This window comes from Enterobacter sp. 725m/11 (assembly GCF_011683705.1).
Taxonomy (GTDB): Bacteria; Pseudomonadota; Gammaproteobacteria; order Enterobacterales; family Enterobacteriaceae; genus Enterobacter; species Enterobacter bugandensis.
Genome location: NZ_JAAQOK010000026.1, coordinates 16419 through 30981, shown reverse-complemented (window position 1 = coordinate 30981; position 14563 = coordinate 16419). Strand labels below are relative to the sequence as shown.

Here is a 14563-nt window from a genome sequence, read left to right as displayed (position 1 = left end):
GCCATTTTTTCTGCTGCCTTTAACCTTTCTTTAAAGAATTTTTCACCTCCCTCAAGGCCATTTCGGCTTATCACGTAGACTTAACCTGCATAAAAAATTGATAAAAGGCGTTTTTTCGTCTGGGCTATAGCAGGAGACACGGGCTACAGTTATTCTTGCGATGCTTAAAAAAGCGAGCGGATCCTGCCGGGTAAAGAGGTTTCTTTTTATTTTGAGCAGAGCGACAAACTATGCATGATTTTTGCATATATCCAGATTGCACAGTTTAGTTCGTTTGTTAACGAGCTTTCAGAAGGAATAACACTATGATCGCCTTGAATAAAAAATGGTTATCGGGTCTGGTTGCGGGTGCTCTGATGGCCGTCTCTGCCGGCACGCTCGCTGCGGAACAAAAAACGCTGCACGTATACAACTGGTCTGACTATATTGCGCCGGACACGGTCGCTAATTTTGAAAAAGAGACCGGCATTAAAGTGGTCTATGACGTTTTCGATTCCAACGAAGTGCTGGAAGGAAAGCTGATGGCAGGCAGCACCGGTTTTGACCTGGTCGTACCTTCCGCAAGCTTCCTGGAGCGTCAGCTGACGGCGGGCGTCTTCCAGCCGCTGGACAAGAGCAAGTTATCGAACTGGAAAAACCTCGATCCGGAAGTGCTGAAGCTGGTGGCGAAGCACGACCCTGACAACAAATACGCCATGCCTTACCTGTGGGCGACCACCGGTATCGGCTACAACGTGGATAAAGTCAAAGCCGCGCTGGGCCCGGACGTTAAGCTGGACAGCTGGGACGTGGTGCTGAAGCCGGAAAACCTTGAGAAGCTGAAAAGCTGCGGCGTCTCCTTCCTCGATGCGCCGGAAGAGATTTTCGCCACCGTGCTGAACTACCTGGGCAAAGACCCGAACAGCAATAAAGCCGATGATTACACCGGCCCGGCGACCGATCTGCTGCTGAAGCTGCGTCCAAACATTCGCTACTTCCATTCGTCACAGTACATCAACGACCTGGCGAACGGCGACATCTGCGTGGCGATCGGCTGGGCAGGGGACGTGTGGCAGGCGGCGAACCGCGCGAAAGAGGCGAAAAACGGCGTGAATGTGTCCTACTTCATTCCGAAAGAGGGGGCGCTGGCCTTCTTTGACGTCTTCGCCATGCCGGCTGACGCGAAAAACAAAGAGGAAGCCTACCAGTTCCTGAATTACCTGATGCGTCCTGAGGTGATCGCCCACATCAGCGACCACGTTTACTACGCCAACGGTAACAAGGCCTCCGTGCCGCTGGTGAGCGAAGCGATCCGCAGTAACCCGGCAATCTATCCGCCAGCGGACGTGTTCGCCAAGCTGTTCACCCTGAAGGTTCAGGATCCAAAAATTGACCGCGTGCGTACCCGTGCGTGGACCAAGGTGAAAAGCGGTAAATAACGGCGTTTGGTAATGTTGCCCGGTGGCGCTATCGCTTACCGGGCCTACACAACCCGTAGGCCGGGCAAGCGTTCGCGCCGCCCGGCGATGCGCACCCAGACGGTGCGTTTGCACCAGTATTGATCTATGCCGGAGAGCACCCCGTGAATGACGCGATCCCCCGCCCGCAGGCGAAAGTCCGTAAAGCGCTGACCCCGCTTCTTGAAATTCGTAACCTCACCAAATCTTTCGATGGCCAGCATGCCGTGGACGACGTCAGCCTGACTATCTATAAAGGCGAAATATTCGCGCTACTGGGCGCATCGGGCTGCGGTAAATCGACCCTGCTGCGTATGCTGGCCGGTTTTGAACAGCCTACCGCCGGGCAAATTATGCTCGATGGTGTGGATCTCTCCAGCGTGCCGCCGTATCAGCGCCCGATTAACATGATGTTCCAGTCCTACGCGCTGTTTCCGCACATGACGGTGGAGCAAAACATCGCCTTTGGCCTGAAGCAGGACAAGCTGCCGAAAGCCGAAATCACCGCGCGCGTGGCCGAAATGCTGAGCCTGGTGCATATGCAGGAGTTCGCGAAGCGTAAGCCGCACCAGCTTTCCGGCGGTCAGCGTCAGCGCGTGGCGCTGGCGAGAAGCCTGGCGAAACGCCCGAAACTGCTGCTGCTCGACGAGCCGATGGGCGCCCTGGACAAAAAGCTGCGCGACCGTATGCAGCTCGAAGTGGTCGATATCCTCGAGCGCGTGGGGGTGACCTGCGTGATGGTCACCCATGACCAGGAAGAGGCCATGACCATGGCCGGGCGTATCGCGATCATGAACCGCGGGAAGTTCGTGCAGATTGGCGAGCCGGAAGAGATTTACGAGCATCCGACCACCCGCTACAGCGCGGAGTTCATCGGCTCGGTCAACGTTTTTGAAGGGCTGCTGAAGGATCGTCAGGAGGATGGTCTGGTCATCGAATCGCCGGGGCTGCAGCATCCGCTTAAGGTCGATCCTGACAGCTCGGTGGTGGATAACGTGCCGGTCTACGTGGCGCTGCGCCCGGAGAAGATCATGCTCTGTGACGATCCGCCTGCCGATGGCTATAACTTTGCCGTCGGGGAAGTGGTGCACATTGCCTATCTGGGCGATCTCTCCATTTACCACGTGCGTCTGAAAAGCGGACAGATGCTCAGCGCGCAGCTACAGAACGAACATCGCTACCGCAAGGGGCAGCCGACCTGGGGCGACGAAGTGCGCCTGTGCTGGGACGCGGACAGCTGCGTCGTGCTGACGGTATAAGGAGCGATCATGAGCACACTTGAACCTCCAGCCCGCGTCAAAAAACCGGGCGGCGTTGCCCACTGGCTGACGCGCCTTAAGATGAACCACGGCCGCAAGCTGGTAATCGCCATGCCTTACGTGTGGCTGATCCTGCTGTTCCTGCTGCCGTTCCTGATCGTCTTTAAGATCAGCCTGGCGGAGATGGCGCGGGCGATCCCGCCATATACCGATCTGTGGGAGTGGGCCGACGGGCAGCTGACGCTGACGCTGAATCTGGGCAACTTCCTCCAGCTCACCGAGGATCCGCTCTATTTCGAAGCCTATCTGCAGTCTCTGCAGGTGGCGGCGATCTCGACGCTCTGCTGTCTGGTGATGGGCTACCCGCTGGCGTGGGCCGTGGCGCACAGCAAGCCGTCAACGCGTAACATCCTGCTGCTGCTGGTGATCCTGCCGTCGTGGACATCGTTTCTGATACGCGTTTACGCGTGGATGGGGATCCTGAAAAACAACGGGGTGCTGAATAATTTTCTGATGTGGCTTGGGGTTATCGATCAGCCGCTGACCATCCTGCACACCAACCTTGCGGTCTATATCGGCATTGTGTATGCCTATCTGCCGTTTATGGTGCTGCCGATTTACACCGCCCTGACGCGGATTGACTACTCGCTGGTGGAAGCCTCGCTCGATCTCGGCGCGCGTCCGCTGAAGACCTTCTTCAGCGTGATTGTCCCGCTGACCAAAGGCGGAATCATTGCCGGGTCGATGCTGGTGTTTATTCCGGCGGTCGGGGAGTTTGTGATCCCGGAACTGCTCGGCGGGCCGGACAGCATCATGATTGGCCGCGTGCTGTGGCAGGAGTTCTTCAATAACCGCGACTGGCCGGTGGCGTCGGCGGTGGCGATTATCATGCTCCTTCTGCTGATCGTCCCGATCATGTGGTTCCATAAGCATCAGCAGAAACAGATGGGAGATCGCGGATGAACAACTTACCGGTAGTACGCTCCCCGTGGCGCATTCTGATCCTCGTTATCGGCTTCACCTTCCTGTATGCGCCGATGCTGATGCTGGTGATCTACTCGTTCAACAGTTCCAAACTGGTGACGGTCTGGGCGGGCTGGTCGACGCGCTGGTACAGCGAGCTGTTCCACGACGACGCAATGATGAGCGCGGTGGGGCTGAGCCTGACCATTGCCGCGCTGGCGGCCACGATGGCCTGCGTTCTGGGCACCATCGCCGCGCTGGTGATGGTGCGCTTCGGGCGTTTTCGCGGCTCAAACGGTTTCGCCTTTATGATCACTGCCCCGCTGGTGATGCCGGACGTCATTACCGGCCTGTCGCTGCTGCTGCTGTTCGTGGCCCTGGCGCACGCCATCGGCTGGCCGGCGGATCGCGGCATGCTCACCATCTGGCTGGCGCACGTCACCTTCTGTACCGCGTATGTGGCGGTGGTGATCTCCTCGCGCCTGCGCGAGCTGGACCGCTCCATTGAAGAGGCGGCGATGGATCTCGGCGCCACGCCGCTAAAGGTCTTTTTCATCATTACCCTGCCGATGATTATGCCGGCGGTGATCTCCGGCTGGCTGCTGGCGTTCACGCTCTCCCTCGACGATCTGGTTATCGCCAGCTTTGTCTCAGGGCCGGGCGCGACGACGCTGCCGATGCTGGTCTTCTCCAGCGTGCGCATGGGGGTGAACCCGGAGATCAACGCTCTGGCCTCTATCATCCTCGGCGTGGTCGGAATTGTCGGATTTATCGCCTGGTATTTGATGGCGCGCGCGGAAAAACAGCGCGTGCGCGATATCCAGCGTGCAAGACGCGGCTGAAGGATTTAAAATTTCCGGTGATGTGCCGCGCATGACGCGGCACTGTTTTTCAGGGAAGTAAAACATTGGGATTAGTAAAAAAATCACGTATTACGCACGCCCGTCCTAACGTTCCTGCGCTGGTTCAGGTGGCGGCGCTCGCCATTATTATGATCCGCTGCCTGGACGTGCTGATGATTTTGAATACGCTGGGCGTGCGCGGCATCGGGGAATTCATTCACCGCAGCGTGCAGACGTGGAATCTGACGCTGGTCTTTTTAAGCAGCCTGGTGCTGGTGTTTATCGAGATCTACTGCGCGTTTTCGCTGGTCAAAGGGCGAAACTGGGCGCGCTGGGTCTATCTGCTCACGCAGGTGACCGCCGCCAGCTATCTGTGGGCCGCCTCGCTGGGCTATGGCTATCCTGAGCTGTTCAGCATTCCGGGCGAGTCGCGACGTGAGATTTTCCATGCGCTGGTCATGCAAAAACTGCCGGATATGCTGGTGCTCTGCCTGCTTTTCGTTCCGGCGTCCAGTCGGCGGTTCTTCCGCCTGCAATAATGTGTATAATCGCAGCCCTCGTTTTCCTTAAGGTTTTCATATGCAGTGCGCACTCTATGACGCCGGACGCTGCCGCTCCTGTCAGTGGATAGAACAGCCGGTTTCTCAACAACTCACCGCCAAAATGACCGACCTGCAACAGCTGCTGGCAGCACGCGCGGTGGGCGAGTGGTGCGCACCCGTCAGCGGCCCGGAGCAGGGCTTTCGCAACAAAGCCAAAATGGTGGTCAGCGGCAGCGTTGAAAAACCGCTGCTGGGGATGCTGCACCGCGACGGCACGCCGGAAGACTTAACCGACTGCCCGCTCTATCCCGCCTCGTTTGAGCTGGTCTTTGCCGCACTGAAACCGTTTATCGCTCGCGCGGGGTTAACGCCTTACAACGTTGCCCGCAGGCGCGGCGAGCTGAAGTACCTTCTCCTGACGGAAAGCCAGATCTACGGCGGCATGATGTTGCGCTTCGTGCTGCGCTCGGAAGCCAAGCTGGCGCAGCTGCGCGCGGCGCTGCCGTGGCTGCAGGAACAGCTTCCTCAGTTAAAGGTGATTACCGCAAACATTCAGCCGGTGCATATGGCGATCATGGAAGGGGAGAAAGAGGTTTTCTTCACCGACCAGCACGCGCTGGCGGAGAGCTTCAACGGCGTGCCGCTGTGGATCCGCCCGCAAAGCTTCTTCCAGACCAACCCGACCGTGGCAAGCAGCCTGTACGCCACCGCCCGCGACTGGGTGCGCGCGTTAAACATCCATCATATGTGGGACCTGTTCTGCGGCGTGGGCGGTTTTGGCCTGCACTGCGCCACGCCTGAGATGCAGCTCACCGGCATTGAGATCTCCGCCGAAGCGATTGCCTGCGCAAAGCAGTCCGCTGCTGAGCTGGGGTTAACCAATCTGCACTTTCAGGCGCTGGACTCCACGCAGTTCGCGACCGGGCAGGGCAACGTGCCGGAGCTGGTGCTGGTTAATCCGCCGCGTCGTGGGATTGGCAAATCCCTCTGCGACTACCTGAGCCAGATGGCGCCGGAATACATCGTCTATTCAAGCTGTAACGCACAGACCATGGCGAAAGATATCGATAATCTGCCGGGCTACCGCATTGCACGCGTGCAGCTTTTCGATATGTTCCCGCATACCGCGCATTATGAAGTCCTGACGTTGCTCGTGAAATCTTAAACAAAATGTGAACTCTGCCCGCCCATAAAATCAGGTAAGCTTACGTCATAAGAGATGAATAAAGGCTTACCCATGAAGCAGATCCTGCTGGTGGAAGACGACCACGATATCGCGGCGCTTCTGCGGCTCAACCTAGAAGACGAAGGCTACGCCATCACCCACGAGCCCGACGGGGGCAACGCCCTGCAGCGCCTTGAAAAACAGCCGTGGGATGCGGTGATCCTCGACCTGATGCTGCCCAACGTTGACGGCCTGGAGATCTGCCGCCGCATCCGCCAGATGACCCGCTACCTGCCGGTGATCATCATCAGCGCCCGCAGCAGCGAAACCGACCGCATCACCGGGCTGGAAACCGGCGCCGATGATTATCTGGCAAAACCCTTTTCAGTGCAGGAACTGATTGCCCGCATCAAAGCGCTGTTCCGCCGCCAGCAGGCGATGGGGCAGGCGCAGGCTGACGGGCAAATTCAGGCCCACGGCCTGACGATCGATCCCCTGGCGCGCAGCGTGCTGCTTCACGGCCAGGTGGTGGATCTCACCCCGCGCGAATTCGAACTGCTGTACTTCTTCGCCCGCCATCCCGGCGAGGTGTTTTCCCGTCTGGCGCTGCTGGAGCAGGTGTGGGGCTATCAGCACGAAGGCTACGAGCACACCGTCAACACCCATATCAACCGCCTGCGCATCAAGATTGAGAAGGACGCCGCCGAGCCGGAGATAATTCGCACCGTCTGGGGCAAGGGCTATAAATTTGCGGAGCCAAACCATGATGCGCCGCTTTAGCCTGAGCCAGCGTCTGACGCTGCTGTTTGTCCTGCTGATGATGCTCTGCGCTACCGTCGCCTGCGCGGTACAACTCTACAGCAGTATGCAGTACGGCAACGCGATGGTGCAGCGGTTGTCGGGCGGCCTGGCGCAGCAGATCGTCCAGCGGGAACCGATTCTGGACACGCAGGGCAGGGTTGACCGCAACGCGCTGAAGCCGCTGTTCGACCGGCTGATGACCTTCAACCCGAGCGTTGAACTGTACGTTATCTCGCCGGACGGCGAAATCCTGGCCGATGCCGCACCACCGGGCCATATTCAGCGGCAAAAAATCGACCTGGCACCGGTTCAGACCTTCCTGAGCGGTACCGCCATACCGGTACTGGGCGACGATCCGCGCAGTCAAAATAAAAAAGTGTTCAGCGCTACGCCGCTGCGGCAGGACGGCGAGCTTAAGGGCTACCTGTACATCATTTTGCAGGGCGAGGAGTCGAACGCGCTGGCGGAAATGGCCTGGCATAAGGCGCTCTGGAGCACGGTGCTCTGGTCATTGCTGTGGGTCGCGCTGTTTGGCCTGCTGGCGGGTCTGCTGGTCTGGTACTGGGTGACGCGTCCGGTTAAGCGCCTGACGGAAGAGGTCACCGGCCTGGAGCAGGACAGCATTAGCGCAATCAGGCTGCTCGCAGCACAGCCGCCGGATGCCGCGGCCAATGACGAAGTGGCGCTCCTGCGCAACAGTTTCATCGAGCTGGCGCGGAAAATTACCCGCCAGTGGGACCAGCTGGCCGACAGCGATCGCCAGCGCCGGGAGTTTATCGCCAACATTTCGCACGATCTTCGTACGCCGCTGACCTCGCTGCTGGGCTATCTTGAAACCCTGTCGCTCAAATCCGCCACCCTGACGCCGCAGGAGCACCAGCAGTATCTCGCCACCGCGCTGCGTCAGGGACAAAAGGTACGACATCTTTCCCAGCAGCTTTTCGAGCTGGCGCGCCTTGAGCACGGCGGCATTAAGCCGCAGCGCGAGCGTTTCGCGATGGGAGAGCTGATCTCCGACGTGGCGCAGAAGTTTGAGCTTACCGCCCGCACGCGCGAGGTGAATCTGCATATTGACGTGCCGGGGCCGCTGCCCCTGATAAACGCTGATGTGTCGATGATCGAGCGCGTGGTGACCAACCTGCTCGATAATGCGATGCGTCATACGCCCACTGGCGGGGAAATTCGTCTGGCGGTGTGGCAGGAGAATGAACGGCTTCAGGTTGAAGTGGCAGACTCCGGAACGGGCGTGGATGCCTCGCTGCGCGACGATCTGTTCCAGCGGCCTTCGGCGCTGAATACCCAGGCATCGCGGGAGAACCGCGGCGGGTTAGGGCTGTTAATCGTTAAGCGAATGCTGGAGCTGCACGGCGGCGGGATCAGGCTGATGGAGTCCGTGAGCGGGGCGCGGTTCAGGTTCTTTGTGCCGCTGTGAGAGAGTGCCGGGTGGCGTTGCGCTTACCCGGCCTACAACTCCCCCCGTAGGCCGGGTAAGGCGAAGCCGCCACCCGGCAAAAGACATTACTGCGGGAACCACTGCTCGCTAATTTTCTGGTACGTTCCGTCCGCTTTAATCGCCTTAAGCGCGCCGTTCAGTTTTTCCAGCAGGGCTTTGTTATCCGGACGTACCGCGATGCCGAGGCCCGTGCCGAAGTACTGCGGATCGGTCACTTTTTCCGTTGCGGTGCCCAACTGCGGGTTGGTTTTCAGCCATTCGTTCACCACGGCGGTATCGCCGAAGACGCCGTCGATACGGCCATTTTTCAGGTCGATAATCGCGTTCTGGTAGCTGTCATAGGCCACGGTCTTCACTTCCGGATGTTTGTCCTGCAGGTACTTCTGATGGGTGGTGCCGTTTTCCATCCCGATGCGTTTGCCTTTCAGCTGATCGAAAGAGGTATAAGCGCCTTTCTTCGCAATCACCACCGCCGAGTTGGCGTAGTACGGGTCGGTGAACGCGACCTGCTTGCTGCGCTCAGGCGTGATGTCCATCCCGGAGATCACCGCGTCGTATTTTTTGAACTTCAGCGACGGGATCAGGCTGTCAAAAGCATGGTTAGTAAAGGTGCAGTCGGCCTGCATCTGTTTGCACAGCGCTTTCGCCAGATCGATATCGAAACCGACGATCTGGTTGCTGGCATCCAGCGATTCAAACGGCGGATAGGTGGCGGAGACGCCGAAATTGATTTTATCCGCAGCGGATGCGCCAGCGGCGAAGGTGGCGAGTAATGCGGCCAGAACTAACTTTTTCATTGTAATGCTCCCGTCTGTCTTATTGATGCGCCGTGTCTGCGGCCTGGATGTACAATGCCAGTTAATGAATTTGTATGCAATAAAAATGATTAAGTATTGTGTTGAGCGCGAAAAAAAGCGGATAACCCATCAGGTTACCCGCTCCATGAATACCGTTTTATGCACTTGCGCGGTTAATTCCTGCGCTCAAACGCCAGCGCTTTACGCTCAATAAGGCGCATCATCAGCGTCAGCAGACCGTTCACCACCAGATAGACCACGCCCGCCGCACCGAACACCATCACGTCATAGGTGCGCCCGTACAGCAGCTGTCCGTGGCCCATGACTTCCATCAGGGTGATGGTATAGGCCAGAGAGGTACTCTTGAACACCAGCACCACTTCGTTAGAGTAGGAGGAGAGCGCGCGCTTAAAGGCGTACGGCAGCAGGATTGCCAGCGTGTCCTTCTTGCTCATGCCCAGCGCCCCGCAGGACTGCCACTGGCCTTCCGGAATGGCGCGGATCGCACCAAAGAACAGCTGGGTGGTATAGGCCGCGCTGTTCAGCGAAAGGGCAATCAGGGCACACAGCCACGGCTCAGAGAGCAGATGCCAGATAACCGGATACGCCTGCAGCGACGGGAACTGGCCCGGGCCGTAGTAAATCAGGAAGATCTGTACCAGCAGCGGCGTACCGGTAAACAGGGTGATGTACCCGCGCACAATCCACACCAGCACCGGCGTTTTCAGCGTCAGGATGATGGTGAAAATAAGGGCCAGGATCAGCGCCACGATAATGGACGCCACGGTCAGCGTCAGGCTGGTGTGCAGCCCTTTCATCAGCTCGGGAAAGTATTCAAGCATCAGCCTGGTCTCCGTTCAAAGCGCGTCGCTCGCAGGTCAATACGCTTGAGGATGTACTGACTGAGCAACGTGATCACCAGGTAGATTGCCGCCGCCACAATGTACCAGGTAAACGGTTCCTGGGTACGGGTGGCGATGCTTTTGGTTTGCAGCATCAGATCGTTCACGCTGATCAGGCTCACCAGCGCGGTATCTTTCAGCAGCACCAGCCACTGGTTGCCGAGGCCCGGCAGGGCATGACGCCACATCTGCGGCATCACCAGACGGAAGAAGATGGCGGATTTCGACAACCCTAACGCCTGACCCGACTCCCACTGTCCCTGCGGCACGGCCTTCAGCGCACCGCGCAGGGTTTGCGACGCGTACGCGGAGTAGAGCAGGGAGAGGGCAATCACGCCGCAGAGGAACGGGCTGACGTCAAAGTTGTCAATCTGCATCTGCACCGGTATCTGCGCAAAGCCGAGATTGATCGTGAAGCCGTCCGACAGCGTGAGCAGCAGCTGTGAGGAGCCGAAATAGATGAACAGGACCACCAGAATTTCCGGTAGCCCACGCAGTACGGTGACCAGCGCGGAGCCCGCCCAGGCGACGGGGAACCATTTTGCTGATTCCCACACCGCAAAGAACATCGCCAGCACCAGGCCGATAATCAGTGCGCAAACGGCAAGGCCGACGGTCATCCCGGCGGCGCTTGCTAAAGGAAAAATTTCATTCATCAGGAATTACTTCTGGAACCATTTTTTGTAGATGGTTTCGTAGGTGCCGTCTTTCTTCACTTTTTCCAGCGCAGCGTTGAATTTCTGCTGCAGCTCGGTGTTGCCCTGACGAACGGCAATCCCCAGACCGGTACCGAAGTAATCTTTATCGGTCACTTTGTCGCCCACTGGCGCCAGTTTGTCGTTGGCTTTCAGCCACTCGGTCACGACAGCGGTATCACCAAATACGCCGTCGATACGGCCATTCTGCAGATCCAGCTTCGCGTTCTGGTAGCTGTCGTACGGAACGGTGGTGATTTCCGGATGTTTATCCATGATGAACTTCTGGTGCGTGGTGCCGTTCTGCACGCCGACTTTCTTGCCTTTCAGCTGATCGACAGAGGTGAATTTACCTTTCTGACCAATAAACAGGGCGGAGTTGTCGTAGTAAGGGGTGGTGAACAGCACCTGCTTTTCGCGCTCAGGAGTGATGTCCATACCGGCCATGACGGCGTCAACACGGCGGAACTTCAGGCTTGGGATCAGGCTGTCGAACGCCTGATTGCTGAAGGTGCAGGTTGCGTCGATCTCTTTACACAGGGCGTTTGCCAGGTCTACGTCGAAGCCAACAATTTTATTGTTCGCATCAATGGACTCAAACGGAGGGTAGGAGGCTTCCGTGGCGAAACGAATGGTCTGAGCTGCGGTAGCGGAAAGGGTAACGCCAGCAAGCAGCACGGCAAGTAATACTTTTTTCATTATATTTCCCCTGACACAATCAATGAGATAAATAGTTTTTGAAGGCATCGGTTTGCGGGTTCGCGAAGCAGCTCGCGTCACCTTGCTCAACGATATACCCGTTTTCCATGTAGACCACACGGCTGGCGGTTTTACGCGCCACTTCCACTTCGTGGGTAACAATGACCTGCGTAATATTGGTTTCCGCCAGTTCGCGAATGATGCTGACGATCTGGGCGGTGATTTCCGGGTCCAGCGCCGCGGTCGGCTCATCAAACAGCAGTACCGCGGGCTCCATCATCAGCGCGCGGGCAATCGCCACACGCTGCTGCTGACCCCCAGAGAGGTGCAGCGGATAGCGCTCGCTGTAGGGCTTAAGGCGCAGACGCTCCAGCAGCTTTTCAGCACGCGCGATGGCCTGATCTTTGCTTAACCCCAGCACGCGGCACGGGGCTTCAATCAGGTTTTGCAGCACGGTCAGGTGCGGCCAGAGATTGTATTGCTGGAAGACCATGCCGACGTTTTGACGCAGTTCGCGTATAGCTTTATCTGACGGGGTTTTCGCGAAATCAAAATGGTTACCGGCGATAGCCAGCGTACCGGAACGGGGCATTTCAAGCAGATTAAGGACGCGCAGAAGGGAGCTTTTGCCTGCACCGCTTGGGCCAAGTAAAACCAGCGTTTCGCCTTCCGGGCAGTTCAGCGTGATGTCAAACAGCGCCTGGTGTGCGCCGTAGAAGCAGTTAATGCCGTTTAGTTTAATACTCATCGGGGCAGTCTTTACTCATCCAGGCAATCTATAGCAATTGAGGCCGCAGATAGTACCGTTGACAGAATAGTTATGCAATATTTCTGCGTTAAAAGTTAAATATAACCCGCATTTCCTCTTAAACATAGCACAAAATAGCGAACGGCAAGGTCGGCGAGTATAAATGTCGGCATTCCGCGTGAAATGCCGGACATTTTACGGGGGTAACATTTTTATCACTAATGATCTAGCGGTTCTCAATCGACTGGCGCAGCGTGCCGGCCGGGGCATGAACGCTGCCGCCGATATAGCGCACATCGTCCACCGCCCAGCACTGGCCTTCACGGATCATCAGCACTTCGTCCTGCCAGGTTTGGGTTCCCTGGGTCAGCTTCACGCGCAGCGGAATGTTCCGCGCATCGGTGTTCGGGATGGTTGACGCGCTGGCCACCTCGGCGCTGTCCGGCAGCGTGGTGCGGCTGGAGAACGGATCGGATTTCAGCAGGGCATTATGCTGCGGATCGCGAGTGGCATCGTTGAGCAGTTTTGCAAGATTATCGCTCAGGTACGGGCGCAGGGCGGTAAGATCATTTCCGCGATGCTGAATGCGGTAATCATAGAACTGTTGCGCCACGGTATCCGGGCCGCCGTCTATGCAGGGGCCGCTGCGGGTACCGATATCCTTAAAGGCTGGCGTGACCGTGGTAGTACAGGCGCTGAGCACCAGCGCGCAGGGCACTAAAAGTGTTAAAGCAGAGTAGCGCATGTTGATTTCCTTATTTATTAACTATCCTTTCAATCATAGCGTAACGAACCGATAATGCTGTTGCTAACGCATTGAACGCTAAAGAAGGAGAGAAAGTATGCAGTTTTCAACAACGCCAACCCTGGAAGGACAGACCATTACCGAGTATTGCGGCGTGGTCACCGGCGAAGCGATTCTGGGCGCGAACATTTTCCGGGATTTCTTTGCCGGGATTCGTGACATCGTCGGTGGACGCTCCGGCGCGTACGAAAAAGAACTGCGTAAAGCGCGCGAAATTGCGTTTAAGGAGCTGGGCGAGCAGGCCAAAGCGCTGGGCGCAGATGCCGTTGTAGGAATCGATATTGATTATGAAACCGTCGGCAAAGATTCGAGCATGCTGATGGTGAGCGTAAGCGGCACGGCGGTGAAAACCCGTCGATGAAGCGCTCGCTTTCAACGCTCCTGCTGGCGATGTTGCTGGCAGGATGCGCCCAGGAAAAAGGCATTGTTGATAAAGGTGCCTACGAGCTGGATACCCGCCATCAGGCGCAGGCGGCCTACCCGCGGATAAAGGTGCTGGTGATCCACTACACCGCCGACGACTTCGACACCTCGCTTGCGACCTTAACCGACAAAAACGTCAGCTCGCATTATCTCATCCCTGCGAAGCCGCCGACGCCGGACGGGAAGCCGCGCATCTGGCAGCTGGTACCGGAGAGCGAGCTGGCCTGGCATGCGGGCATCAGCTTCTGGCGCGGCACCAACCGCATCAACGACACGTCTGTCGGCATTGAGCTGGAGAACCGCGGCTGGCAGAAGCGCGACGGTGTGAAAGTTTTCGCCCCGTTTGAGCCCGCGCAAATCGCGGCGCTCATCCCGCTGGCGAAAGACATTATCGCCCGGTACGACATTAAACCGCAGAACGTGGTGGCGCATGCTGATATCGCGCCCCAGCGTAAGGACGATCCCGGCCCGCTGTTTCCCTGGCAGGCGCTGGCGAAGCAGGGGATTGGGGCCTGGCCCGATGCCGGGCGCGTGAACTTCTATATCAATGGTCGTCCGCGCTATCAGGAGGTAGATCGTGCAGCCCTGCTCGATCTGCTGATGCGCTATGGCTATGAGGTGCCGGACAACGCCACGGATCAGCAGCAGCAACGCGTTATCACCGCCTTCCAGATGCACTATCGCCCGCAGGTATGGAACGGCGTCGCGGATGTGGAAACGATGGCCATTGCAGAAGCCCTTTTAGAGAAATACGGGCAGGGGTAAACCTTCGGTTTGCGCCCGAATGCGCGTTTTCCCCTTATTTGTGCTTGAGATTAATCTTAAGTACAAACTCAATTCATTTTTAGTAAATTGACTTAAAATTATCCGGATTTAAGATAGACACATAGCTTGCTAAGTAAATCAAAAAAATATTGCTGGCGGCAGGCGTTCTTATTTTCTCCTTGAGCCTTTCATCAGGAAAAGATTGTTGGTTTTCGGTTTTAATACCGCGGCCATGCTATGTCTAATAAATCTAATCTTAAATGGGTAT

The 14563-nt window shown here is 57.3% G+C and carries 16 protein-coding genes; 10 read left to right on the top strand and 6 right to left on the bottom strand.

Translation table 11 applies throughout. The features are described from left to right. Window positions 1-305 precede the first annotated feature (305 nt). The 8 genes from potF (at window position 306) to HBA26_RS12910 (ending at window position 8440) form a co-directional block, all read left to right on the top strand. Complete coding sequence (potF, locus tag HBA26_RS12945) at window positions 306-1418, top strand: spermidine/putrescine ABC transporter substrate-binding protein PotF (protein ID WP_028012505.1); 1113 nt, start codon at window positions 306-308, stop codon at window positions 1416-1418. 143 nt (window positions 1419-1561) lie between these two features. Beyond that, the gene (gene potG / locus HBA26_RS12940; RefSeq protein WP_045630953.1) at window positions 1562-2695 is read left to right on the top strand and encodes a putrescine ABC transporter ATP-binding subunit PotG; all 1134 of its coding nucleotides are present in this window, start codon (window positions 1562-1564) and stop codon (window positions 2693-2695) included. 9 nt (window positions 2696-2704) lie between these two features. After that, complete coding sequence (potH, locus tag HBA26_RS12935; RefSeq protein ID WP_048960881.1) at window positions 2705-3658, top strand: putrescine ABC transporter permease PotH; 954 nt, start codon at window positions 2705-2707, stop codon at window positions 3656-3658. Then, a complete protein-coding gene (gene potI, locus HBA26_RS12930; protein WP_028012508.1) occupies window positions 3655-4500 on the top strand; it encodes a putrescine ABC transporter permease PotI in 846 nt (281 codons plus the stop codon). The genes potH and potI overlap by 4 nt, the downstream gene beginning before the upstream one ends. A gap of 65 nt (window positions 4501-4565) precedes the next feature. Next, window positions 4566-5039 carry a YbjO family protein gene (locus HBA26_RS12925; RefSeq protein WP_028012509.1) on the top strand — a complete coding sequence of 158 codons (474 nt, stop codon included), beginning with the start codon at window positions 4566-4568 and terminating at the stop codon, window positions 5037-5039. A 40-nt stretch (window positions 5040-5079) separates the two neighbouring features. Next, on the top strand, window positions 5080-6207 hold the full coding sequence (gene rlmC, locus HBA26_RS12920) for a 23S rRNA (uracil(747)-C(5))-methyltransferase RlmC (RefSeq protein ID WP_126345172.1): 1128 nt from the start codon (window positions 5080-5082) through the stop codon (window positions 6205-6207). A gap of 72 nt (window positions 6208-6279) precedes the next feature. Beyond that, window positions 6280-6987 (top strand): response regulator transcription factor, encoded by a 708-nt coding sequence (locus HBA26_RS12915; RefSeq protein ID WP_041912037.1) that lies wholly within the window; start codon window positions 6280-6282, stop codon window positions 6985-6987. Then, complete coding sequence (locus HBA26_RS12910) at window positions 6971-8440, top strand: ATP-binding protein (protein ID WP_126345173.1); 1470 nt, start codon at window positions 6971-6973, stop codon at window positions 8438-8440. Before HBA26_RS12915 ends, HBA26_RS12910 begins: the two co-directional genes overlap by 17 nt. A gap of 86 nt (window positions 8441-8526) precedes the next feature. Here the strand turns inward: HBA26_RS12910 and artJ are convergent, their stop codons facing one another. From artJ to HBA26_RS12880, 6 genes are all read right to left on the bottom strand, one after another. Beyond that, a complete protein-coding gene (gene artJ / locus HBA26_RS12905; RefSeq protein ID WP_021240923.1) occupies window positions 8527-9258 on the bottom strand; it encodes an arginine ABC transporter substrate-binding protein ArtJ in 732 nt (243 codons plus the stop codon). A gap of 173 nt (window positions 9259-9431) precedes the next feature. After that, the gene (gene artM / locus HBA26_RS12900) at window positions 9432-10100 is read right to left on the bottom strand and encodes an arginine ABC transporter permease ArtM (protein WP_023343658.1); all 669 of its coding nucleotides are present in this window, start codon (window positions 10098-10100) and stop codon (window positions 9432-9434) included. Then, the gene (artQ, locus tag HBA26_RS12895; RefSeq protein ID WP_025912907.1) at window positions 10100-10816 is read right to left on the bottom strand and encodes an arginine ABC transporter permease ArtQ; all 717 of its coding nucleotides are present in this window, start codon (window positions 10814-10816) and stop codon (window positions 10100-10102) included. The genes artM and artQ overlap by 1 nt, the downstream gene beginning before the upstream one ends. A 6-nt stretch (window positions 10817-10822) precedes the next feature. Continuing rightward, window positions 10823-11554 carry an arginine ABC transporter substrate-binding protein ArtI gene (gene artI / locus HBA26_RS12890; RefSeq protein ID WP_126345175.1) on the bottom strand — a complete coding sequence of 244 codons (732 nt, stop codon included), beginning with the start codon at window positions 11552-11554 and terminating at the stop codon, window positions 10823-10825. A 19-nt stretch (window positions 11555-11573) separates the two neighbouring features. Beyond that, complete coding sequence (artP, locus tag HBA26_RS12885) at window positions 11574-12302, bottom strand: arginine ABC transporter ATP-binding protein ArtP (protein ID WP_126345176.1); 729 nt, start codon at window positions 12300-12302, stop codon at window positions 11574-11576. Between the two features lie 226 nt (window positions 12303-12528). After that, the gene (locus HBA26_RS12880) at window positions 12529-13047 is read right to left on the bottom strand and encodes a lipoprotein (RefSeq protein WP_028012515.1); all 519 of its coding nucleotides are present in this window, start codon (window positions 13045-13047) and stop codon (window positions 12529-12531) included. A 97-nt stretch (window positions 13048-13144) separates the two neighbouring features. Between HBA26_RS12880 and HBA26_RS12875 the strand changes: the two genes are divergently transcribed. Together HBA26_RS12875 and HBA26_RS12870 are read left to right on the top strand one after the other, a co-directional pair. Further along, entirely contained in the window at window positions 13145-13468 is a 324-nt protein-coding gene (locus HBA26_RS12875; RefSeq protein WP_028012516.1) for a heavy metal-binding domain-containing protein, read from the top strand. Then, entirely contained in the window at window positions 13465-14295 is an 831-nt protein-coding gene (locus HBA26_RS12870) for an N-acetylmuramoyl-L-alanine amidase (protein WP_045630959.1), read from the top strand. Before HBA26_RS12875 ends, HBA26_RS12870 begins: the two co-directional genes overlap by 4 nt. Window positions 14296-14563: the final 268 nt, after the last annotated feature.

Excerpts from the sequence above, each read along its gene's own strand:
- artI (WP_126345175.1), bottom strand. The coding sequence starts at position 11,554 with ATGAAAAAAGTATTACTTGCCGTGCTGCTTGCTGGCGTTACCCTTTCC.
- HBA26_RS12875 (WP_028012516.1), top strand. The coding sequence starts at position 13,145 with ATGCAGTTTTCAACAACGCCAACCCTGGAAGGACAGACCATTACCGAG.
- HBA26_RS12915 (WP_041912037.1), top strand. The coding sequence starts at position 6,280 with ATGAAGCAGATCCTGCTGGTGGAAGACGACCACGATATCGCGGCGCTT.
- HBA26_RS12880 (WP_028012515.1), bottom strand. The coding sequence starts at position 13,047 with ATGCGCTACTCTGCTTTAACACTTTTAGTGCCCTGCGCGCTGGTGCTC.
- artM (WP_023343658.1), bottom strand. The coding sequence starts at position 10,100 with ATGCTTGAATACTTTCCCGAGCTGATGAAAGGGCTGCACACCAGCCTG.
- artJ (WP_021240923.1), bottom strand. The coding sequence starts at position 9,258 with ATGAAAAAGTTAGTTCTGGCCGCATTACTCGCCACCTTCGCCGCTGGC.
- HBA26_RS12870 (WP_045630959.1), top strand. The coding sequence starts at position 13,465 with ATGAAGCGCTCGCTTTCAACGCTCCTGCTGGCGATGTTGCTGGCAGGA.
- potI (WP_028012508.1), top strand. The coding sequence starts at position 3,655 with ATGAACAACTTACCGGTAGTACGCTCCCCGTGGCGCATTCTGATCCTC.
- HBA26_RS12910 (WP_126345173.1), top strand. The coding sequence starts at position 6,971 with ATGATGCGCCGCTTTAGCCTGAGCCAGCGTCTGACGCTGCTGTTTGTC.
- artP (WP_126345176.1), bottom strand. The coding sequence starts at position 12,302 with ATGAGTATTAAACTAAACGGCATTAACTGCTTCTACGGCGCACACCAG.
- artQ (WP_025912907.1), bottom strand. The coding sequence starts at position 10,816 with ATGAATGAAATTTTTCCTTTAGCAAGCGCCGCCGGGATGACCGTCGGC.
- potH (WP_048960881.1), top strand. The coding sequence starts at position 2,705 with ATGAGCACACTTGAACCTCCAGCCCGCGTCAAAAAACCGGGCGGCGTT.
- rlmC (WP_126345172.1), top strand. The coding sequence starts at position 5,080 with ATGCAGTGCGCACTCTATGACGCCGGACGCTGCCGCTCCTGTCAGTGG.
- potF (WP_028012505.1), top strand. The coding sequence starts at position 306 with ATGATCGCCTTGAATAAAAAATGGTTATCGGGTCTGGTTGCGGGTGCT.